Annotated in this window: 17 protein-coding genes and 1 riboswitch; of the genes, 3 read left to right on the plus strand and 14 right to left on the minus strand. The window is 58.1% G+C overall.

Annotated elements, in window-relative coordinates:
* Window positions 1–128: 128 nt before the first annotated feature.
* From HMPREF9166_RS02940 to HMPREF9166_RS12695, 10 genes are all read right to left on the minus strand, one after another.
* Entirely contained in the window at window positions 129–1,061 is a 933-nt protein-coding gene (locus HMPREF9166_RS02940) for a dihydroorotate dehydrogenase (protein WP_009442566.1), read from the minus strand.
* Window positions 1,051–1,836 carry a dihydroorotate dehydrogenase electron transfer subunit gene (locus HMPREF9166_RS02945; RefSeq protein WP_009442567.1) on the minus strand — a complete coding sequence of 262 codons (786 nt, stop codon included), beginning with the start codon at window positions 1,834–1,836 and terminating at the stop codon, window positions 1,051–1,053. Before HMPREF9166_RS02945 ends, HMPREF9166_RS02940 begins: the two co-directional genes overlap by 11 nt.
* Complete coding sequence (gene carB, locus HMPREF9166_RS02950; RefSeq protein ID WP_009442568.1) at window positions 1,808–5,035, minus strand: carbamoyl-phosphate synthase large subunit; 3,228 nt, start codon at window positions 5,033–5,035, stop codon at window positions 1,808–1,810. Before carB ends, HMPREF9166_RS02945 begins: the two co-directional genes overlap by 29 nt.
* A gap of 4 nt (window positions 5,036–5,039) precedes the next feature.
* Window positions 5,040–6,113 (minus strand): glutamine-hydrolyzing carbamoyl-phosphate synthase small subunit, encoded by a 1,074-nt coding sequence (gene carA / locus HMPREF9166_RS02955; RefSeq protein WP_009442569.1) that lies wholly within the window; start codon window positions 6,111–6,113, stop codon window positions 5,040–5,042.
* Complete coding sequence (locus HMPREF9166_RS02960; RefSeq protein WP_009442570.1) at window positions 6,110–7,402, minus strand: dihydroorotase; 1,293 nt, start codon at window positions 7,400–7,402, stop codon at window positions 6,110–6,112. The genes carA and HMPREF9166_RS02960 overlap by 4 nt, the downstream gene beginning before the upstream one ends.
* Window positions 7,403–8,350: an aspartate carbamoyltransferase catalytic subunit gene (locus tag HMPREF9166_RS02965; protein WP_009442571.1), complete on the minus strand. Its 948-nt coding sequence runs from the start codon at window positions 8,348–8,350 to the stop codon at window positions 7,403–7,405.
* A gap of 283 nt (window positions 8,351–8,633) precedes the next feature.
* Window positions 8,634–10,034, minus strand: coding sequence for an MATE family efflux transporter (locus HMPREF9166_RS02970; RefSeq protein ID WP_009442572.1), 1,401 nt, complete (start codon window positions 10,032–10,034; stop codon window positions 8,634–8,636).
* A gap of 27 nt (window positions 10,035–10,061) precedes the next feature.
* Window positions 10,062–11,354, minus strand: a complete 1,293-nt coding sequence (locus HMPREF9166_RS02975; RefSeq protein WP_009442573.1) for a nitrogenase component 1 — start codon at window positions 11,352–11,354, stop codon at window positions 10,062–10,064.
* Window positions 11,347–12,654 (minus strand): nitrogenase component 1, encoded by a 1,308-nt coding sequence (locus HMPREF9166_RS02980; RefSeq protein ID WP_009442574.1) that lies wholly within the window; start codon window positions 12,652–12,654, stop codon window positions 11,347–11,349. Before HMPREF9166_RS02980 ends, HMPREF9166_RS02975 begins: the two co-directional genes overlap by 8 nt.
* Complete coding sequence (locus HMPREF9166_RS12695; protein ID WP_157040604.1) at window positions 12,644–12,799, minus strand: hypothetical protein; 156 nt, start codon at window positions 12,797–12,799, stop codon at window positions 12,644–12,646. Before HMPREF9166_RS12695 ends, HMPREF9166_RS02980 begins: the two co-directional genes overlap by 11 nt.
* Window positions 12,800–12,986: 187 nt before the next feature.
* Here HMPREF9166_RS12695 and HMPREF9166_RS02985 point away from each other — a divergent pair, with 187 nt between their 5' ends.
* The gene (locus HMPREF9166_RS02985) at window positions 12,987–13,922 is read left to right on the plus strand and encodes an aldo/keto reductase (RefSeq protein ID WP_254655001.1); all 936 of its coding nucleotides are present in this window, start codon (window positions 12,987–12,989) and stop codon (window positions 13,920–13,922) included.
* Window positions 13,923–14,033: 111 nt separating this feature from the next.
* A riboswitch (molybdenum cofactor riboswitch) is annotated at window positions 14,034–14,184 on the minus strand.
* Between the two features lie 146 nt (window positions 14,185–14,330).
* Here the strand turns inward: HMPREF9166_RS02985 and HMPREF9166_RS02990 are convergent.
* Genes HMPREF9166_RS02990 through trmD form a run of 3 tightly spaced genes read right to left on the minus strand, consistent with a single transcriptional unit; the run spans window position 14,331 to window position 17,510 of the window.
* Window positions 14,331–15,203 (minus strand): shikimate dehydrogenase, encoded by an 873-nt coding sequence (locus HMPREF9166_RS02990; RefSeq protein WP_009442577.1) that lies wholly within the window; start codon window positions 15,201–15,203, stop codon window positions 14,331–14,333.
* Between the two features lie 17 nt (window positions 15,204–15,220).
* Window positions 15,221–16,678 (minus strand): nicotinate phosphoribosyltransferase, encoded by a 1,458-nt coding sequence (locus tag HMPREF9166_RS02995; protein ID WP_009442578.1) that lies wholly within the window; start codon window positions 16,676–16,678, stop codon window positions 15,221–15,223.
* A gap of 37 nt (window positions 16,679–16,715) precedes the next feature.
* Window positions 16,716–17,510 (minus strand): tRNA (guanosine(37)-N1)-methyltransferase TrmD, encoded by a 795-nt coding sequence (trmD, locus tag HMPREF9166_RS03000; protein WP_009442579.1) that lies wholly within the window; start codon window positions 17,508–17,510, stop codon window positions 16,716–16,718.
* A gap of 160 nt (window positions 17,511–17,670) precedes the next feature.
* Between trmD and HMPREF9166_RS03005 the strand changes: the two genes are divergently transcribed.
* Window positions 17,671–18,444 carry a DUF4931 domain-containing protein gene (locus HMPREF9166_RS03005; RefSeq protein WP_039981571.1) on the plus strand — a complete coding sequence of 258 codons (774 nt, stop codon included), beginning with the start codon at window positions 17,671–17,673 and terminating at the stop codon, window positions 18,442–18,444.
* A complete protein-coding gene (locus HMPREF9166_RS03010; RefSeq protein WP_009442581.1) occupies window positions 18,432–19,331 on the plus strand; it encodes a transglycosylase domain-containing protein in 900 nt (299 codons plus the stop codon). The genes HMPREF9166_RS03005 and HMPREF9166_RS03010 overlap by 13 nt, the downstream gene beginning before the upstream one ends.
* Window positions 19,332–19,376: 45 nt before the next feature.
* On the opposite strand, the gene HMPREF9166_RS03015 is transcribed toward HMPREF9166_RS03010, so the two are convergent.
* Window positions 19,377–21,986, minus strand: a complete 2,610-nt coding sequence (locus HMPREF9166_RS03015) for a TIGR03960 family B12-binding radical SAM protein (RefSeq protein ID WP_009442582.1) — start codon at window positions 21,984–21,986, stop codon at window positions 19,377–19,379.
* Between the last annotated feature and the right edge of the window lie 55 nt (window positions 21,987–22,041).

Genomic DNA, 22,041 nt, shown 5'->3' on the forward strand with positions numbered 1-22,041 from the left:
CCACATCTGGGGGAGAGGTGTCAAAAACGCCCCAACGCCTTGTAGGACGCGGAAAGAAACGATTCCATAGGAACAAAGCGACGATTTTGGATCAAATTTCTCTAAAAATTATTGGAAAAATACATCGATTACCATGCTTTTCCGACAATTTCCTGTATATTCGATAGCTGTTTATCGTGCAGATACTGTCCAAGACCGTCACAGATTTTCATCGTAATCTCGGGATCAGCAAAGTTCGCCGTGCCGACAGCGACGGCAGACGCTCCCGCGAGAAAGAACTCCACCGCATCCTGCCACGAGGCAATCCCGCCCATACCGATCACGGGAACACGGACGGCATGAGCCACCTCCCACACCATACGGACGGCAACCGGCTTCACGGCAGGGCCTGAAAGCCCTCCCGTCCGATTGCCGAGAACAGGCTGCCAGCGGTGTATATCAATCTGCATCCCGATGAGCGTATTGATGAGCGATATGGCATCCGCCCCCGCATCTTCTACAGCGAGAGCCATCTCCGTGATGCTGGTCACGTTCGGAGACAGCTTGGCGATGACGGGATGCGTGCTCTCCGCGCAGACCGCACGCACGACCTCTGCCGCCGCACGCGGATCCGTGCCAAAGACAATCCCGCCCTCCCTGACGTTCGGACAGGAGATGTTGACTTCGAGCGCCGCGACACCCGTGACATTTAGCCGTGCGGCGAGTGCCGCATAGTCCTCCACGGAGCTGCCTGAGATATTGACAATGACGTTCATGCCATAGTCTGCGATGCGCGGCAGTGTTTCATGGAGGAATACGTCTGCCCCGGGGTTCTCGAGGCCGATGCAGTTGAGCATCCCCTGCGGCGTCTCCGCAATCCGTACCCCGTCATTTCCACGTCGCGGGAGGAGCGTCGTCCCCTTGACCATTACGCCACCGAGACGCGCGAGATCGACAAAGTCCGCGAACTCTTCGCCGAAGCCGAATGTCCCGGACGCCGCAAGCACAGGCGTCCGCATCGCAATGCCTGCGACATTGGTGCAGAGCAGCACGTCATACCGCGTCGCAGCGCTATGAGACATTTCCGTACACCTCCTCGGCAGAGAACACGGGGCCGTCCTTACAGACCTTGCGGCGTCCGCTGCGCGTATCCACGGCACAGGAAAGACACGCCCCGAGGCCGCACGCCATGCGGCGCTCCAACGACACCTCACAGGGCAGCCCAAAGGACGCCGCCATCTGAGCGACGCGCTCCATCATGATCGGCGGGCCGCAGACGGCGACAGCATCATAGTCCCCCTCCTGCAAAAGCTCCGGCAGAAGCGTTGTCACAAAGCCCTCCGTCCCGTATGAACCGTCATCCGTCGTCGCGTGAACGGCGCGAACATAGGGGCGGAAGAGCTCCTCCCAGAAGAGCTCTGCCTTCGTCCGCCCGCCCATCAACACAGAGGAGCTGCCATGCGCCGCCGCAAAAAAGAGAAGGGGCGCCAGCCCCATCCCTCCGCCGACAAGCAGTGGATGTCGATACGTAACATTAAAGCCATGCCCCAGAGGGCCGAGCACGGAGATCATCTCCCCCGCACCCGCCGCAGCGAGGAGCTCTGTCCCATGCCCGATAACGCGATAGATGAGGCGAATCTCTCCTTCCTCCGCAGAGGTCTCCGCGATGCCGAGCGGACGCCGCAGGAGTGCTCCGCCATGCGGAACAGCGACCTCAACGAACTGTCCCGGCCGTGCACTGCGGGCAATCGTCGGAGCAGAAAGCGTCAGATCATAGACCCCCGCCATCGGACTCCGCTGATGCAGAACGCGGGCATCCTCACATATCTTAGGCAAGATCATCCCCTCCGCCGACATAGTCCTGCAGTGCGAGTGCGTAGACGAGGCGCCGCTTCTGCATAAATTCGAGAACGCGGAGCACCTCCCAGGCCGTATCGAGTGAAGTGAGACACGCAATCCCATGCTCAACCGTGGCGCGGCGAATCTTGAAGCCGTCACGTGCCGAGTGCTTCCCCTGCGTCAGCGTGTTGATGACCATGCTGATGCGCCCGCTCTTGATCATCTCGATGATATCCGTGCTGCGCTCATGCACCTTGCCGACAACCTCGACGTCGATGCCGAGCGACGCAATAACCTTTGCTGTTCCCTCTGTCGCCGCGATCTCGAAGTCGAACTCAGAGAATGCCTTTGCGAGCTGCTTGAGCTCATCCTTATCCTTATCCGCCACCGTAAAGAGCAGGCAGCCCTTGGTCGGTACATTGAGCCCTGACCCGACAATCGCCTTGTAGAGCGCACGGGCATAGTGATAGTCGATGCCCATGACCTCACCCGTGGACTTCATCTCAGGGCCAAGCGAGATATCGACATCCGTCATCTTGGCAAAGGAGAACACAGGGGCTTTGACAGCGACGTAGGGACGCGGCGGAACAAGCCCCGAGTGGAAGCCAAGTTCCTTCAGCGTATGCCCCATCGCTACCTGTGTCGCAACGTGGACCATATTGACGTTCGTGATCTTCGAAAGGAATGGAACGGTACGACTCGAACGCGGATTCACCTCGATGATGAACACCTCGTCATGCGCCACGACGAATTGGATGTTGAGCAGCCCCTTGACGTGCAGAGCAACGGCGAGACGCTTCGTATAGTCGATGATCGTGTAGATCACGCGCGCAGACAGCGTCTGCGGCGGATAGACTGCGATACTGTCCCCCGAGTGAACGCCGGCGCGCTCGATGTGCTCCATGATGCCCGGAATCACGACATCCACACCGTCGGAGATGGCATCAACCTCGACCTCGGTGCCCTGCATATAGCGATCCACGAGCACGGGATGATCCGGCGTCACCTTGACGGCACGGCTCATATAGTCGCGCAGCTCATCCTCATTGTAGACGATCTCCATCGCACGGCCGCCGAGGACATAGGAGGGGCGAACCATGACGGGATAGCCGATGCGCGCAGCACCTGTGACAGCATCGTCGAGATTTGTCACGCTGATGCCTTCAGGACGTGAAATCTCCGTCTCTGTCAGCACCTCTTCAAATCGCTCACGATCCTCGGAGCGGTCAATATCGTCAACGGACGTGCCATAGACATGCAGGCCGGCGCGTTCAAGTTCAGCCGCGAGGTTGATGGCCGTCTGTCCGCCGAACTGGACAATGATGCCGTCCGGTTTCTCCTTGTCGGCAATGTTCAGCACATCCTCCACCGTCAGCGGCTCAAAATAGAGACGGTCGGAGATGTCAAAGTCCGTGCTAACCGTCTCCGGATTGTTGTTGATGATGATGGCTTCGATGCCCATTTCGCGCAGCGCCCATACAGAATGCACCGAGCAATAATCAAACTCCACGCCCTGACCGATGCGTATCGGCCCCGAGCCGAGCACAATCACCTTTTTCTTGTTCGATACGGCGACCTCGTCCTCCGTCCCGCGGAAAGTGGAGTAGTAGTACGGCGTCATCGCCTCGAACTCAGCGGCACAGGTATCCACCATCTTATAACACGGCAGAATATTGTTGCTGCGGCGCATCGTGCGGATCTCATCGCGCGTCTTATGGGTGATCTCGGCAATGGAAACATCGGCAAGACCGACCCACTTTGCAGCAGCGAGAAGTTCCGGTGTGAGCGGCTCCTCCGCGAGCTGACGCTCAACATCGGCGATATGCTTCAGCTTATGGATGAACCACTTGTCCACCTTTGTGATGCGCGAGATGTCGTCCACGGACAGCTTGCCGCGGCGCAGCACCTCCGCCATGACAAAGATGCGCTCATCGTTGATGAGGTCAAGCTGTTTTTCCAGACGTTCATCATCCCAGTCGGCAAAACGTTCCAGATAGAGACGGTTCACGCCGATCTCGAGGGAACGAGCCGCCTTGAGAATGGCGCCCTCAAAACTGCGGTCAATGGACATGACCTCGCCCGTCGCCTTCATCTGCGTGCCGAGCGTATGGTCCGCATAGACGAATTTGTCGAACGGCCAGCGCGGGAACTTCACCACGCAGTAGTCAATGGCAGGCTCAAAACACGCCTTCGTCTTCTTCGTTACCGAGTTGACGATCTCATCCAGCGTATAGCCGATGGCGATCTTCGACGACACCTTGGCAATCGGGTAGCCCGTTGCCTTCGACGCGAGTGCCGAGGAACGGCTGACGCGCGGGTTCACCTCGATGACGTAGTACTGATCGCTCTTCGTATCGAGCGCGTACTGTGCGTTGCAGCCGCCCTCAATGCCGAGCTCGCGGATGATCCGCAGACTGGCACTGCGCAGCATCTGATACTCGTGGTCGGTCAGGGTCTGCGCGGGTGCAACAACGATACTGTCTCCCGTATGGACACCGACAGGGTCAAAATTCTCCATACTGCAGACGGTAATGCAGTTGTCGTTCCCGTCACGGATGACTTCGAACTCGATCTCCTTCCATCCCGCGACACTGCGCTCGATGAGCACCTGCCCGATCATGGAGTAGTTCAGCCCCTTGATGACGATGGCGATGAGTTCTTCCTCATTCTCAGCAATGCCGCCGCCCGTACCTCCCATGGTATAGGCAGGGCGAACGATGACAGGGTAGCCGATCGTGTTGGCAAAATCCACAGCTGCGTGGACATCCTCGACAATCAGGCTCTCGGGGATCGGCTCCCCGAGTTTCTCCATCGTCTCCTTAAAGCGCTCGCGATCCTCCGCCTTCTCGATGGCATCAAGAGACGTACCGAGGAGCTCCACACCGTACTCCGCCAGGATCCCCTTCTCTGCAAGCTGAACGGCAAGGTTCAGCCCCGCCTGTCCGCCGAGCGTGGCGAGAAGACCATCCGGCTTCTCCTTGGCAATAATCTCCGTCAGGAACTCCACCGTCAGCGGCTCGATGTAAACACGGCCGGCGATATTGGTGTCCGTCATGATGGTGGCGGGATTGCTGTTGACGAGGACGACCTCCAGCCCGTCTTCCTTCAATGCACGGCAGGCCTGTGAGCCGGCATAGTCAAACTCTGCGGCTTGCCCGATAATGATGGGGCCGGAGCCGATCACCATGACTTTATTGAGATTTTCCTTACGCGGCATCCTCTCACTCCCCCTTCATCAGTGCCCAGAACTCATCAAAGAGATACATATTGTCGTCGGGTCCCGGCGCGGCCTCGGGATGATACTGCACCGAGAAGATTGGCAGCGACGTGTGCCGCAGTCCCTCGACGGTATCATCGTTGACATTCGTATGCGTAATGAAGAGCGGCGTCCCCTCAAGCGAGGCGGGGTCAACCGCATAGCCGTGATTCTGCGCCGAGATATGCACGCGGTTCATCCGCAGATTCTTGACGGGCTGATTGCCGCCGCGATGACCAAACTTCATCTTATAGGTCTTTGCGCCAAAGGCGAGCGCTAGCAGCTGATGCCCGAGGCAGATGCCGAAGATTGGCTTCTTTCCCGCCATCTTCTGAATCTCCGCGACGATCTCAGGCACATCCTGCGGGTCTCCCGGTCCGTTGGACAGAAAGATGCCGTCGGGATTCAACGCAAGCACCTCCTCGGCACTCGTATACGCAGGCAGTACCGTGATCTTCGCACCAAGGCGGTTGATATTTTCCAAGATGCTGCGCTTGACACCGAAGTCCAGCGCGGCAATATGCGGCGCGTCCTCCTGATCCGTCTCCATGACATAGACTTCGGGCGTTGTGACCATCGCCACGAGATCGCGCGGCAGCTCCTCCGCCTGCAGTGCAGCGATCTCATCCGGCTCCGTGCCGTCGGGGACGATCACTCCCTTCATCGAGCCCGCAGCGCGGATATGGCGCGTCACTGCTCGCGTGTCTACGTTATAAAGGCACGGAACCTTGCTCTGCGTAAGAAAGTCAATCAAGCTCTTCTCAGACTGCCAATTATTCGGTGCATCGCAGAGCTCACCGATGACAAAGCCGCGCACAAAGGGGCGGCGGGACTGCATAAATTTCTCTGCCGTACCATAGTTCCCAATCAGCGGGTAGGTCATCGTGAGAATCTGTCCGCAGAACGACGGGTCGGTCAGACTTTCCTGATACCCCGTCATGGTCGTCGTAAAGACAACCTCCCCCACCGTCTTTGCGCTGCCGTCCAGCAGCTCTCCCGCATAGGACGAACCGTCCTCCAAAATCAGTTTTCCTCTCATATTGTTATGACTCCGTCCTTCATCACAATATTCCCGTCCACGACCGTCAGCACAGCCTTTCCTCGAAGTTCCCGTCCGACAAACGGCGAGTGGCTTCCCCGCGTGTAGAACTTTTTCTCGTCCACCGTCCATACACAGTTCGGATCAATGACTGTCACATCCGCCGGTGCCCCCTCGCGCAGCGTCCCTGCATCGAGATGAAAGATGCGCGCAGGCGCATAGGTCATGCGCTCGATCAGCGTCTCGAGCGGGAGCCTCCCCGTGTGGACCAGCTCCGTCATGAGCACGCCGAGTGCCGTCTCAAGCCCAGGGAAGCCGCTCGGCGCATAGATGTACTCGCGATCCTTCTCCTCACGTGCGTGCGGGGAGTGATCCGTTACGACCATATCAATCGTCCCATCGAGCAGTCCTGCCAGCATGGCCGCGGTGTCTTTTTCCGTCCGCAGCGGCGGATTGACCTTCGTTGAGCTGTCCGTTGGATCGACGCAGTCCTCCGTCATCGTGAGATGATGCGGGGTGACCTCTGTCGTCACGTGCACACCGCGCGCCTTCGCCTCGCGTACCAGCTGAACGGCACGCGCCGAGCTGATGTGGGCGACGTGAACATGCGCACCCGCATACTCGGCGAGCATGATGTCGCGCGCGACGGCAATATCCTCGGCGACAATCGGACGCCCCTTGATGCCGAGCATCGCACTGCGATGCCCCTCATTCATGGCGCCCTCCTCTACGAGAGAGGTATCTTCCTCATGATTGATGATTGCCTTATCAAACGGCGCAAGATAGTCGTATGCACTGAGGAGAACCTTTGCCGACGGATCGAAGTGACCATCGTCTGAGAAGGCGACCGCTCCCGCCTCAACCATATCGCCGAGCTCCGCCAGCTCCTTGCCCTCCTGGTTCTTCGTCACGGCACCGATGATGCGGATGTGCATGACCGCCGTCTCTTCGGCGCGCTTCTGCAGACTCGTCACCAGTGCCGCCGTATCGACGACAGGGCGCGTGTTCGGCATCGTCGCAATCGTCGTATATCCCCCTGCCGCTGCGGCGCGCGAGCCGGAAGCAAAATCCTCCTTTGCCTCCTGACCGGGCTCGCGGAAATGCGTGTGCATATCGATCAGACCGGGCACAACGACCTTTCCCACAGCATCGTAAATCTCCGCGCCGTCGGCGGAAAGATTTGCGCCAACGGCGCGGATCACACCGTCCTCGACGAGGACATCGGCAACTTCATTTCGTTTGGAGGCGGGATCAATCACCCGTCCCCCTTTCAGCAGCAACGCACGCATTCAGGCCTTCCCTCCCATCAGTACCAGTGTAAAGAGCGCCATCCGTACGGCGACCCCGTTTTTAACCTCCTCCTGGATCCGCGACTGTACGCCGTAGGCGACGGACTCGGAGATCTCCCATCCCTTATTCATCGGGCCGGGATGCAGCACGAGAGCATCCTCCTTCGCCAGTGCGAGCCGCTCCTCACTGAGCCCGTAGATGCGCGCGTACTCACGCGTCGACGGGAACAGCCCGCCCTTCATGCGCTCGAGCTGTATGCGCAGCACCTCGACTACGTCAGCCCCCTCAAGAGCATCCTCCACGCGGTCATGGATCGTGACGCCCTCCTCCTCACACAGAAAGCGCGGCAGGAGGGTGCGCGGTCCCGCGATATGGACATCCATCCCCATCTTTCGCATGCCCTGAATGTCAGATCGCGCCACACGGCTGTGCAGAACATCACCGAGAATGGCAACCTTCAGCCCTGCGAGTTTCCCCTTGTTTTCCTCAATCGTATAGAGATTAAGCAGGCCCTGTGAGGGATGCTCATGCGCGCCGTCCCCCGCATTGATGATGACGGGAGAGACCGCCTTGGCGGCGTAGGCAGCTGCGCCCTCAGCTTTATGCCGCATGACAATGGCATCCACGCCCATCGCCTCGATCGTATAAAGCGTGTCGCGCAGGCTCTCCCCCTTCACGATGCTCGATGCGCTCGCCGTGATGTTCACCACATCGGCGCCCAGATACTTTCCCGCCAGTTCAAATGACGTCCGCGTCCGCGTGCTCGGCTCGTAAAAAAGCGTCACAATCGCCTTCCCGCGCAGTGCGGGCACCTTCTTGATGTCACGCCCGACGATATTCTTCATCTCGCGTGCCGTACTGAGAACCAGACGGATCTCCTCGGCGGAAAAATCCTCCAGACCGAGCACATCCCGTCCTTTGAGCGACAACTCCTGTCCCATGTGCATCCCCTTTCAACAAAAAAGCCTTCTCACGCCGAAAGAAAGGCATAAGAAAGCTTTGCATCCAAAATAAACTCGAATGACCGCGTCGAATATTTCATTGAAAACTCCCTTAAGGCCTCACAGGACCTCTTAAAAGGCAATATAGAGAAGAGTGCATCAGCACTCACTTTCTTTTTTATCATTATACGAGGTCATGACAAAAAAAGCAATGGAAAAATCGCAGGGGGCATTGTGTTCTTAGATTGTAAACGCAATCCCCAAAACACAGTAATCGCATACGATACTTTTATCTCTGTTCCAGCACTTCCCCCCGCTCCATGCGTGTCAGCTGCTGCCAATGCCGGTACATCGTTGACATAGCGAGGACGAAGGCGAGGATCTCGGCGATGGGGCCCGCGTACAGCGCGCCGTCCAGCCCAAAGATGCGCGGCAGGAGGATGAGCAGCGGCAGGAGGAAGAGACCCTGCCGCGAGAGGGAGAGTGTGAGCCCCGTTCGCACGCTGCCGATCGCCGTGAAATAGTTGACGGTGAGCGGCTGGGCGCCGCTGATGCAGACCATCATCAGATAGATGCGCAGATATTTTTCGGCAAAGTCAAAATAGAGCTCCGACCCGCCGCCGAAGATGGCGGTGATTTGGCGTGGAAAGAGCTGAAAGACCAAAAAAATCGCTATACTTAAAAGCAACGCAAAAACAAGCCCCTTGCGATAGGTCTCTTTGATGCGCCCGTAGTTCTCCGCCCCCATATTAAAGCTGAAGATCGGCTGACACCCCTGCGCCAGACCGACGGTAAAGGCGATCAGCACACTGTTGAGTTTCGTGACAATCCCCGCCACAGCGAGCGGAATATCCGCACCGTAGACGCTCGCCGCACCGTAGTGCGTGAGGATATTGTTGAGCGTAATGCCGACGGTCATCATGATGATCTGATTCAAAAAGTTCGACAGCCCCAGTTTGGCGATACGGAGCATCTCATGCCTCCGCATCCGCAGCATGGAGCGCACGATCAGAAACGCCTGAAAGCGGGAAAAATAACGAATACATACGAGGAATGAGACGATCTGCGCCATGACGGTAGCGAGCGCCGCCCCCTCCATTCCCCAGCCGAATCCGAGCATGAAGAGTGCATCCAGCAAAATGTTCAGAACGGCTCCGCTGACCATACACCGCATCGCATAGGACGGCGCGCCATCCGCGCGGATGAGCATACTGTTCGCCGTGAAAAAGAGGAGAAACGGCAGTCCGCATGCCGTAATTCCGAGGTAACGCTGTGCATACGGCAGAACGTTCTCCGTCGCTCCGCAGAGCAGGAGCACAGGTGTCTGGAAGATGAAAATAAGACCGCCGAGCAGGATACCGAGCACGGCGGACATGACGAGCCCCGTGCCGACGTAGCTGCGTGCAGCGTCCTGCGCCTTTTCCCCCATAAAGAGGTTGAAATTTGCCGCCGTCCCGATGCCCACGAGCTGCGCCAGTCCCGTGGAGAGAATCACGATGGGAAAGGCGGTATTCGTCGCGGCATTTCCCAAGATGCCGACCGTATGCCCGATGAAGATCTGATCCGTGATGTTGTAAATCGTATTGACGAGCATACTGACGATGGCGGGCAGGGCAAACTTTCGAATCAATCCGCCCACGGGCGCAATGGCAAGCGGATTCTCCTTTGGTGTCACAATGGATTCCGTCATAATGCTCTCCTGACTAGCGCGGTATCGTCATTGGTTCTTCCATGCGCGGACAGACAGTTCACGCCGCAGGACGCTCCCGTTCCAAAGCGCGTCCTCCATACAGCGTGCGCCGCGCAGCCCCATAAAGGGAAGATCGGAGAGCAGCAGACGATCCACAACAGGATAGGCGACGGGCAGATAGAGCATTCGGCGAGGGTCGGCGTACACGGACTCGCTGCTGCTGCCCATGAGCAGCCCGTGCTCCATCGCCGCAAGGAGTTCCTGCGCCCGCGCCGTATCCGTCTCCGCCAGCCGCTCATCAGCGATTGCTGCACCAGCCTCATCTGCTCGTAATACTGCTGCAACAGCAAGGTGGCGTACATCCGCCCACTCTGTACGCAGTGCCTGCGCCATCCCCCACGCCGTCGTACGCGGCGCACGAATGAGCACTGTATCAAAGCACAGCTCTCCCCACGTATTCTTGAGATCGTTAATCCGCAGGAAATCCCTGCGCTCCGCCGCATGGATCTCCGCCATCGCCGCCGCCATCTGCGGAGGCGGCAGTACGGCACAGATCTCCTCCAGCCATCGCCGCGTTCCTGCTCGTCCGTAGGGAGGCAGCGGAGCAATATAGGGCATACCGCAGCGTTCCTCGAGGTACTCTGCCGCCGCCAATCCGAGCTCGTCATGCACGACGATGTTCAGCTCCGCCTGAGCGAGAGAATCGACATCCTCGGGGCGCATGCCGCAGCCGAATACATGGCGGACTTCATAGCCGGCCCTCGTCAAGAGGCACACGAGTTCCCGTGCATCGTTCTCCCCGTTGTAGTAGGAGGAGGTCATGCCGATGAGGTTGACGCCCCGGCGCACGGATGGCTCCGTCGCCCGAAGCAGCACCTCAAGCGCCGCACAGGAAGCGCGCCGCCATCCGTCCGCAAAGCTCCCGATCAGTCCGCCGCTGTCAAGGGAAACAATGGGACAGGTCACCCCTGCGGCACGTACAATCGCGCCGACATCGTCACCGATTAGGCTCGCCGAACTGCCGCTGATGACAGCAAGCAGCGCAGGCGGATGCGCAATATACGGCTGAAGCGCCTCGCGCAGATACGCCTCTGCACCGAACACAATCGCATCGTTATCGAGCTGTGTGCATTGCATTCGATGCGAGATATCGCTCTGCGTCTGTTCGATATGCCGCTGTGTAAAGAGATAGCACCAGAGCGGCCCATTGACGATGACCGCACAGCCCTTCATACCGGCAAAGAACGCCGCCGCCCCCGTCAGCGCGCAGCTCTCCATCCACATGGACATATCGTCAAAACTGAGATTGCCCTCATCCATAGATCAGCCCTCCCCTCTCAATATGCCGATAGAGTACGTGCTCCATATCCTCAATCAGCTGGCGCTCCATCGCCCAGCCGACCGTGGGCAGCTTGCCGAGCAGAATCTGACGTAGCTGCACATCCACGAGTTCATGTGTCGTAAAGGCAAAATCCACTGCGTGCAGCAGCTCCTCGCTTGTGGGATCGTCTGCGTCGAGAATCGGCGCGTCGGTACATTGGTGCAGTCCGTCCTCTACCCCCGTCCGCTGTTCGGCAGTAAAAAGATCGAGGAGGATGATGCCCGCGAGACGCACTCCTGCCTTTTCGATCAGCCGCAGGAGGATCTCTGGCTGCAGCCAGTGCAGTTCCCGCCCGACGACGAGCACGGTGCGCCGCCCGTTGAGCATCTCCCGCGCACGGACGAGCACGCGATCAAATGCCTTTTTCTCGCGCTCTATGACCTTCTCTGCCGCTGCCGTACGCCCACAGCATGCCGCGATGGCGCGCAGCCAATGCGCAGTCTCCTCCGCACTACCCGCAAACGCATCGGCAAAGTACGGCGTGCCAAAACGCGCATGGATCTCCTGTGCAAAGGAAATCAGCATTTCCTGTTTCTCATCCGACATCGCACTCCCGAGCACAACGAGCAGCTCTGCCTCCGGCACCGCCTGCATCTCATCGAGCGGCATGTAGGTTGGGAACTGCCCCGCAAGATGCAGCCCGATCCCTTCGAGCAGCCGCTTCAGCTCCTGCACGTAGGCACTGTAGAGCCCGCCGTAGTCACCGAGGAACACGACCGTCCCCCTGCGCGTCTCCTTGGGCGGCTGCATAAAGCGTTCCACCAGCACACGGCCAACGGACAGGTAGCCATCGAAGGACACATCATCCAAAAAGCCGCCCGTCGGAATGGCGATGATGGGCAGACCGAGCTCCGCCTCCATCCCCTCCGCCGCTGCACGCGTATCATCTCCGATGATGCCGCTCACGCACGATCCGCCGATAAAGACCGCACGCGGATGATATTTCTCTGCAGCATAACGCACGCACGCGCGCAGGCGCTCCACCGCACCGAACACCGCATCGTTCTCGCCGATTCCGCTCGTGAGAAGCGGCACGGGCGACGGCGGCGCATACGTCTCCGCCCCGACCATGCGATGAAACGTCCCGACATCCTTTTCGCGCACGACATGAGCACAGGAACGCGGACTGTGAAAGATCACCAACGCGCCGCGCGCGTACGACAGCGCCCACCAGACGGCAGGCATACTGCAGCTGCACTGGGCACGCCGCACACCGGCGCGCTTTACCTCAATCCCCATACTGCTCCACCCTGTCCTCCAGCTCCTCGACGACGCTGAATGGTTCGTTCCGATCAATGTCCTCCGCCAGCTTTCGATCACCCTGCGCCTGTATGGAATCAGGAGCATAGGCGATAAGCATCTGCCGGAACGCAATTTGTTTCAAACTCATCTCTCCTTACTGTCTTTTCATATAGAATACCACAACGGCACGAAAAATTCTGTGCGTTTTGCGCCATCCGCCCATGGATATAATGCTCCATCGTTTTGCCGAACACCGACAACTTATGGTATACTATCGATAGAACAACACAGAGAAAGAATGCAGCACAATGGGAATGGGAGGACTCACAATGACAAAACTGCCAAAGATCGCACTCGGCACATGGGCATGGGGCAACGACGGCACGTTCGGCACGGCATACACGGAGGATCAGCTGCGCCCCGTCTTTGATTCCGCTATGCAGCATGGGCTGACCCTCTGGGACACGGCTTATGCATACGGGATCGGCACAGCGGAGAAGACACTCGGCGCATTTCTCAAAGGGCATGCACGCGACTCCTTCCTCCTCTCGGATAAGCTCACACCGCAGTGCATGGATGAGTCATTCGCCAATCCTGTCGCGGATATGTGGGCCGTGCAGAAAAAGCTGCTCGGTACAGACAGCATCGACATCTACTGGGTGCACAACGCAGCCGAGGCACCACAGTGGATCGAGCGCCTTGCCGCATTCTTCGAGAACGTGGAACATGCGCCCATCATCGGCGTATCGAACCACAACATAGGACAGATCGAGGAGGCCGATACAGTCCTTCAACATCATGGACTGAAACTCGGCGCGGTACAGAACCACTTCAGCCTGATCAATCGCTCCTCCGAGGAGTCCGGCATCCTTGACTACTGCCACAAAAAGGACATCCCCTTTTTCTCCTACATGGTGCTCGAACAGGGCGCGCTCACAGGGCACTACAGCACGCTGTATCCGATGCCGGCGGACGCGGCGCGCGCAGCAGTCTACAACCCGATCATGGACAAGATCGACACACTGAACCTCTCGCTCAAACTGCTCGCAGACAAGTACAAGGCGAACATCGCCCAGATCTCCATCGCATGGGCGATCGGCAAGGGTACGGTTCCCATCATCGGCGTGACCAAGGAACATCACGTTACCGATGCACTGCGCGCGACGGAGATCACACTCACCGCCGAGGAGATCACCCTCCTCGAGAGCACGGCGGACAAGCTCGACTTTGACATCATCCGCGACTGGGAAAAAGGGATGGTATAGATCAGTACAAATGCAAAAAGACTGCGGTACGAGGTATATCCCCGTACCGCAGCTTTTCTTTTATACAACAAAAAATCCCCGGAAATCCGAGAATTTGCACACAAAAAGAGCAGCCATTCTGCCGTTTTTCCTTTGCAGTGCAGAGTATCTCTGCGGGCAGGGAGCGGCGTTTCCGCCTGCTCCCCCGTAACTGCATGCCACAGTCAGACCGCCGTACCATAGCGTATGCCACAGGTACGGCGGTTTGAAAAACATAGCGCGTAAATTGCTTACTTAGTATAGTATGAGAATTGCATTAAATCAAGAGAATGTTGAAATACCGCTGACATCCGACCGCATGCCGACTCGTACCGTCAGCGGCAGTGACCGAAAAAGCTGCAAACAGTCCTCTGCAACGACAGAAGAGCTTCATGCACCTTCCCTCCGTGCAAGTTCCTCGCGCAGAACGCGCTGCATGAGGTCGGTGTTCGGTCGGACGCCCGTCCAGAGATAGAATGCCTCCGCGCCCTGCATGACGAGCATGGTCTCACCGTTGATCGTCGTGCAGCCATGCGCCGCCGCCGCACGGAGAAATGCAGTCTCGGCGGGGGTATAGATGAGATCGTAGACGGCGGCAGACGGGCTGATTGCCGCAGGATCCACAGGCGGCATTGCATCCGTCTGCGGGCTCATGCCGATCGGCGTGGTCTGCACGACAATGTCTGCCGTACAAAGCACATCCCGAAAGTGCGGATCGTCAAAGCAGTACACGGCAAGTGTGCCGTCTGCCGCAAAGTCGGTGCAGAGCGCCTTGCCTTTTGCGAGATTCCGCACACCGATGCACACAGAGGATACGCCGCTGCGCAGGAGTCCCCAGAGGGCGGCACGTGCTGCACCGCCCGCGCCGATGAGGACAGTGCGTTTTCCCGCAAGCCCAATCCCACACGCGGCAAAGCCTGCCATAAAGCCTGTTACATCCGTATTGTGCCCTGTCATTGTCCCGTCTGATGCAATCACGACGGTATTGACCGCCCGAATCCGCTGTGCATCCTCGCTCAGCACATCGAGGAGCGGCATAATCTCTGTCTTGAACGGAATCGTAACGTTGAACCCTGCCACACCCGCGTCGCGCAGTCCGCATACCGCCGAGGCAAGTGCCACGCGGTGCACGGGAAACGCCGTATAAACATAGTCCAGGCCTGCCTCATGCAGTGCCGCATTCTGTATGATCGGCGACAGACTGTGTGCAATCGGCGCACCGATCACACCCAGTATTTTTGTTTTCCCCGTAATCACGTGCATCCCTCTTATCTTTCCCGTCAGCTGTGCTTCCCGCGCACCTCTTCGAGCAGTCCCATCTTCAGTTCGTAATAGTCCGGCGTCATATCGAGATAGTGGCGGTGCGGATTCTCAAACCGCTGCTCCTCCGGCCAGATCTCCTCGGCGAGCTGACGGCGCACGTATTCGCGAATCTCCTCCAAGGTCGGCAGCTCCTCGACCCGCTCCCCATCCCTGACATAGAGACGGCGCAGGTTCACCGCCGAACCGCCCTCGAAGAAGCGGTTTTTCCATGGCTTACGCGGATCAACATAGCGGAACGGCTGCGTGAGGTCGACCTGTTCGCCCTGCACCGCAATCATGTCCGCAACCGCCTTGCCGTGACGGTCATAGATGCGGTAGAGATCCTTCAGTCCCGGATTCGTCAGTTTCTCGACATTCTCCGACATCTTGATGCGCGGCTGAAAGATGCCGTTCTCCTCCACAGCGACGAGCTTATACACGGCGCCGAAGACAGGATCGGACTTGGCCGTGATGAGCCGTTCGCCGACACCAAAACTGTCCACGCGTGCGCCCTGCAGAAGGAGGGATGAGATGGTGAACTCATCGAGGCTGTTCGAGAGGATGATCTTGCAGTCCTCAAGCCCCGCCTTATCGAGCATTTGTCGAATGCGCTTCGAGAGATAGGCGAGGTCGCCCGAGTCCACACGCACGCCTGCGAGACGATGTCCCTGCGGCGCGAGAACCTCACGGGCGATACGGATGGCGTTTGGGATACCCGAGTGAAGCACATCGTAGGTGTCGACGAGGAGGACGGTGGCCTGTGGGTAGATCTCTGCATATTGTTTGAACGCCGTGTACTCATCTTCGAAGAACATGACCCAGCTGTGCGCCATAGTGCCCGAGATGGGAATATTAAACTGCTGCCCTGCCGAGACCGTCGCCGTCATGTCGATGCCGCCGATGTACGCCGCGCGTGCCCCATAGGTTGCCGCGTCCATATTATGCGCGCGCCGCGCACCGAAGTCCGCAACTTTGCGCCCCTCGGCGGCACGCACGATGCGCGACGCCTTTGTCGCGACGAGGGACTGATGGTTGATCTGCGCGAGGATCGCCGTCTCCACAAGCTGTGCGTCGATGATCGGTGCAACAATCGTCAGGAGCGGCTCATTCGGATAGATGATCGTTCCCTCAGGCATGGCGTAGATGTCGCCGCGAAAACGGAAACCGCGCAAGAAGTCCAGGAATTCCTCGGAGAAGAGGTTCTGTTTGCGGAAATAGGCAATGTCCGCATCGGAGAAGGAGAGATTCTCCACGAACTCGATGACGTGCTGAAGCCCCGCAAAGATGGCGTAGCCCCCCTTGTCGGGGACGGAGCGGAAAAAGAGATCGAACGCCACGCGAACATCGCGGTTCGGCTGATGAAAATATCCATAGGACATGGTCATTTCGTAGAAATCCATCATCATGGATAGATTTCGTTTATCAAACTGTGTCACAATGCGTTCCCCCTATCGGGCATAGAAACAAGACAGATCAAATTGAATCCATTATAGCATTTTCTGGAGATTCACGCAAAAATTCTTTATTTTCTTTTGTTTTCTTCTGCTGCTCTAAAAAATCACGATCTGCCTGTGACAGCGTGACGCGTGCGAGGAGCTCAGGGCGATGCCGCAGTGTCGTGAGAAGTGCCTGTTCGCGCCGCCAGCGGGCGATCTCTGCATGATTGCCCGAGAGAAGGACGTCGGGTACAGCCTTGCCCTCGAAGTCACGTGGGCGTGTGTACTGCGGATAGCCGAGCAGCCCATCAAAGAAGGAGTCTGTTGCGGCGGATGCGGCATCACCGAGCACGCCCGGCAGCATCCGCGCTGTGGCGTCTACGGTCAGCATGGCGGGAATCTCCCCGCCCGTCAGGACAAAATCGCCAACGGAGATCAGACGATCTGCGAGGTCATAGATCCGCGCATCAAAGCCCTCGTAGTGCCCGCAGATGAGCACCAGCTGCTCATAGGATGCGAGTTCCTTTGTCGTCCGCTGGGTGAACACCTCGCCTGCAGGGTCAAAGATGATCGTGCAGCGGTGCTCCGCATAGGCAGCGGTCTTCCCATATAGGTCGCGCACGGCGGCGTACAGGGGCTCGGGCTTCAGCACCATGCCTGCCCCGCCGCCGCACGGTGTATCGTCCACATGATGATGCTTATCCGTCGCGTAGTCGCGAAAATTTGTATAGTGGATGTCGATGAGCCCACGCTGTACTGCGCGGCCGATGATGCTGCTGCCGAACACGCCCGCAAACATCGCGGGAAAGAGCGTCACAAGGTCAATTCTCATAGCTGCTTCATCCTACTTTCTGCATATCCTCCCCATTATAGCATGAAGACGTAGGCAAATTGTGCCGTCTCTGCAAAATATTTGATAAATATATTCAGAAAACCTCCACTTTGATATATAATATAGGGGTAAGACAATGGCAGTGATTCGGAGCAATACCATGGAAATCAATCTTGCACATTTCAATGTCAGCATCGGACGGCAAAAGCCCGAGAATATTCTCCACAGTGATGTCCCCTGCCCGTTCTGCGACACGTCAAAGTTGACGGGGATCATCGAGAGAGACGGCGACATCATCCTGCTCAAAAATAAATACAACGTCATCGAGGAAGCCGACCAATTTGTCCTCATCGAGGGGGCAGACTGCCACGCCGATATTCCCGATTATTCCAAGGAACATATCCGTCGCCTCATCGATTTCGGCATGCGGCATTGGCAGCGTATGCGCATAAGCGGCACATACGATATGGTACTCTTTTTTAAGAACTACGGGCCATATTCGGGCGGTACCATCCGCCATCCGCACATGCAGCTCGTCGGTTTTCCTCATTTTCGCCCGGAGCTCGCCTTCTCCCGCGAGGAGTTTGAGGGACTGACGATTGACGAAACGGACGGCGTGACATTCACGCTATCCACGCATCCACGCGTCGGCTTTCGCGAGCTCAATATTATCCCGCGGGATGCGCGCGCGACCAATGTGATCGCCGACTACATCCAGATTGCCGTGGATTTTATCCGACGACGCAACAACAGCTATAATATCTTCTTTTATCACGACGGTGCGGATGTCTTTATCAAGATTCTGCCACGCTTTGCCACCTCCCCCGTCTTTATCGGCTACAACATCCGTCTGCTCCCGTCGAATCTAAAGGAGATGCGGGATGAGATCCGAACAATATATTTTGAAAGTGACGATACCGAATGCAGGACATGAACGACACGATTGAGGAAATGCCGCGCCGCAGGAAAACGCGGCGCAGAAGCAGCGCGCGAAAGAAGCCATCGCGCAGAAAAAAACCGCCCCTTTCCATCGGGCGTTTTTTCATGATACTGATTCCTATACTGCTTCTCGTCTGCGCGGGGACGTTCTTCTTCGCTCCACATACATGGCAGGAGCTCGGTGCGCTGCTGCCCGAGGCGGAACATCAAAAGCCTGCGAATCAGCTGCATGAGATCCGCGAGCCGGATGCGGCTGATCGGATTCTGCGCGTGCTCTTTGTACGACGCGCCATCGATGCGCGTCTTGACCGTGCGGACTACGTCCCCATCGGACACATTGCCCCCGATCTGCAGCACGCCATCGTCGCCGTAGAGGATCGCCGTTTCTATGAGCATCATGGATTCGATATGACGGGGGTGGCACGCGCGACCCTCGTCAACATCCAACACGGGCGCATCGAAGAGGGGGCGAGCACGATCACACAGCAGCTGGTGAAGAACCTTTTCTTCGGCAGCGAGCAGACCTTTGCGCGTAAAGCCGAGGAGCTTCTGCTTGCCCTCGACATCGAGATCGCCTGCTCAAAGGAGGAGATCCTCGAGATGTATCTAAATGTCGTCTACTACGGCGGCGGATTTTACGGCGTACAGGCGGCATCTGACGGGTACTTTGGAAAATCTCCCGCGGCACTCGATCTGCCCGAGGCATCCATGCTCGCAGGCGTTCCGAATGCACCGTCCGAGGTCTCGCCGTTCGTGAACTTCATCGCAGCGAAGAAGCGACAGGCCATCGTGCTGGACACAATGCAGGCACAGGGAATGATTGACGTGCGGACGGCGGAGGATGCGAAGATGCAGGCTCTTATCCTGCGCCCGCGCCATTAGGAGGTATAGGGAAGTGGAAGTACGGATAAACTCAGCACTGACGTCTTAGCGGTCGATGAGCGCTGCTCCCTCCGCAAAGAGTCCCGTGCGCGTCACGTATGCCTTGGCAGGATCGATGGGCAGAGCAAAGTCCCGCGCCATCACGCTGAGCACCTCGATGGGCTTTACACTTCCCGCAGGAGTGACAAGAAGATTCATCCAGAGAATGAGGCATCCATTTTCGTACTGAAACGAAATGGGTGCCTTTATGTATTCCTTCGTCTCAATGCTGCGGCGCTTCTTCGGGGTCACACGCTCCCATACGGCGTGCGCGGCACTGTTGTAGCGGCGTACGCTCTCACGTACGGGTGCGATCTCTCCTTCGTAGGGGATCTTGAGCCGATAGCGGGCCTCATCCACGTCCGCCATCAGGGCGCGGTGTTTCCCCTCCTGAAGGCGCAGGCGGATGATCTCCGCCCCGCGCGGGAGCTGAGCACGCAGCCGCTGCATGACCTCATGGGGCGGCAGTTCCTCGGTCATCTCAAAGTCCACATACTCCGCATCGCTCGCTGCGCCCAACGAGAGCGCCGAGGCAAAGGCGACCTTCATGTGTGGGTTAAAGCCCTCTGAGTATGCCATGGGAAGCCCTGCGCGCTTGCACGCGCGGACAAAGAGGTTTGCATAGTCGAGATGGGAGACGTAGCGCAGCTCCTCCCCCTTCGTGATGAGTCCGCGATAGCGTACGGTCGTGCGTTCCTGCGGCGTACTCTCCTGCAGTGCAGGATCGGCAGTCACACCCGTTTCCCCATGCTTTTCCTGCCGTTCTTCCTCGCCGGCATAGTCGATCACATCGACGCCGAGCGTCGGACAAATCCCGCAGCCCGTACAGTGCGTGCGGCGGCAATCCTCCGTAAGAGACGCTGTGAGTGCCTTCTGCCACTCCGTTTTCAGATAGCGTTCGAGCACGCCGGGCGAGGTGTGCGCCCACGGCAGCGGTTCACCGATCGTGCGCGTGCGGCGGCTGTAATACGTCCAGTCGATGCCGCAGTCCGCAAATGCGGCGAAATAGTGTGCATCGTCGAAAAGATCCGACCAGCCGTCAAACTTTGCCCCACGTTTCCATGCAGCGTACAGCGCTGGCGCAAGGCGTCGGTCGCCGCGCGCAAAAATCCCCTCGATCACGGAGAGCCGTGCGTCGTGATAGTGGAACGTAATGGCACGATCCGCGATATGCTCCTTCAGGAGTTGCTGACGGCGCTGAAACTCCTCCATCGAGAGCTGCCCGAACCACTGAAATGGTGTGTACGGTTTCGGCACGAAACAGGAGACGGAGACGGTGACCTTGCACCCACGCCGTCCGCGAATCTCCGTATAGAGATCGACGACCTTCTTCGCGAGGCGGGCGATTCCGATGATGTCCTCATCCGTCTCCGTCGGCAGTCCCATCATAAAGTAGAGCTTCACCTGCTTCCACCCGTGGCGGAATGCCGCCCCACACGCCGTGAGCAGATCCTCCTCCGTCACCCCTTTATTGATGACATCGCGCAGACGCTGCGTCCCCGCCTCAGGCGCGAAGGTCAGTCCGGACTTGCGCACGCGCTGTACCTTCTGGGCAAGCTCCACGGAAAAGCTGTCAATGCGCAGGGACGGAAGGGAGACGCTGACCTTCTCGTCCCGATAGTCACCGATGAGATCATCCACCAGACAGCCAAGCCCCGAATAGTCCGCCGAGGAGAGTGAGGTTAGGCTCATCTCATCATAGCCACTGGAGGAAATCATCCCATGCGCCATCTTGCGCAGACGCTTCTCCGTGCGCTCACGCGCGGGGCGATAGGCGATGCCTGCCTGACAGAAGCGACAGCCGCGTGAACACCCACGAAAGAGCTCAAGCATGGCACGGTTGTGCACGATGTCCATGTAGGGGACGATGGGATGTTCTGCCGAGACCGCATCGTTCATATCCTTCACGACGCGCTTGTAGATTACGGGGCGCGCATCGGGGTGAAGCGCATCCATGCGCACGAAATCCCCTCGTGCATCGTAGACGGGTGCATAGAACGACGGCACATAGATGCCGTCCACACGGAGCAGCTGGGTCAAGAACCCACGCCGTCCGCTCGGTCTGCCCGCTGCATGCCACCGGATAAAGGTTTCGCAGATCTCGGGCAGTACCTCTTCCCCCTCGCCAATGACGAAGAAGTCGAAGAAGTCGGCAATCGGCTCGACGTTGTAAACGCATGGACCGCCGCCGACGATGAACGGCATGTCCTCACCGCGCTCCTCTGCATACAGTGGAATACCCGCCAGATCGAGCATATTCAGCACATTCGAGTAGATCATCTCGTATTGGAGAGAGAAGCCGATGAAGTCAAAGGCACGAACCGCATGGCGAGATTCCAGTGAAAAGAGAGGCATCCCGCGTGCACGCATCTCCTCCTCCATATCGATCCACGGAGCGTAGACACGTTCTGCCGCAAGATCCGCACGGCGATTTAGAATCTCGTAGAGGATGGCGAGTCCGAGATTGCTCATGCCGACCTCGTAGACGTCGGGCAGAGCCAAGGCAAATTTGCAGCGAACGCTGTCCCAGTCCTTGTGGACGGCGTTCCATTCGCCCCCCGTATAGCGCGCAGGCTTCAGCACCGACTGGAGCATGCTGTGATCGAGATGTACCATTTCCTATCCCCCACATTGTGTCGTTCACAAGAAAAGGGGGCTGCGCTGCACGAAG

This window comes from Selenomonas sp. oral taxon 149 str. 67H29BP, assembly GCF_000146365.1.
Taxonomy (GTDB): domain Bacteria; phylum Bacillota; class Negativicutes; order Selenomonadales; family Selenomonadaceae; genus Centipeda; species Centipeda felix.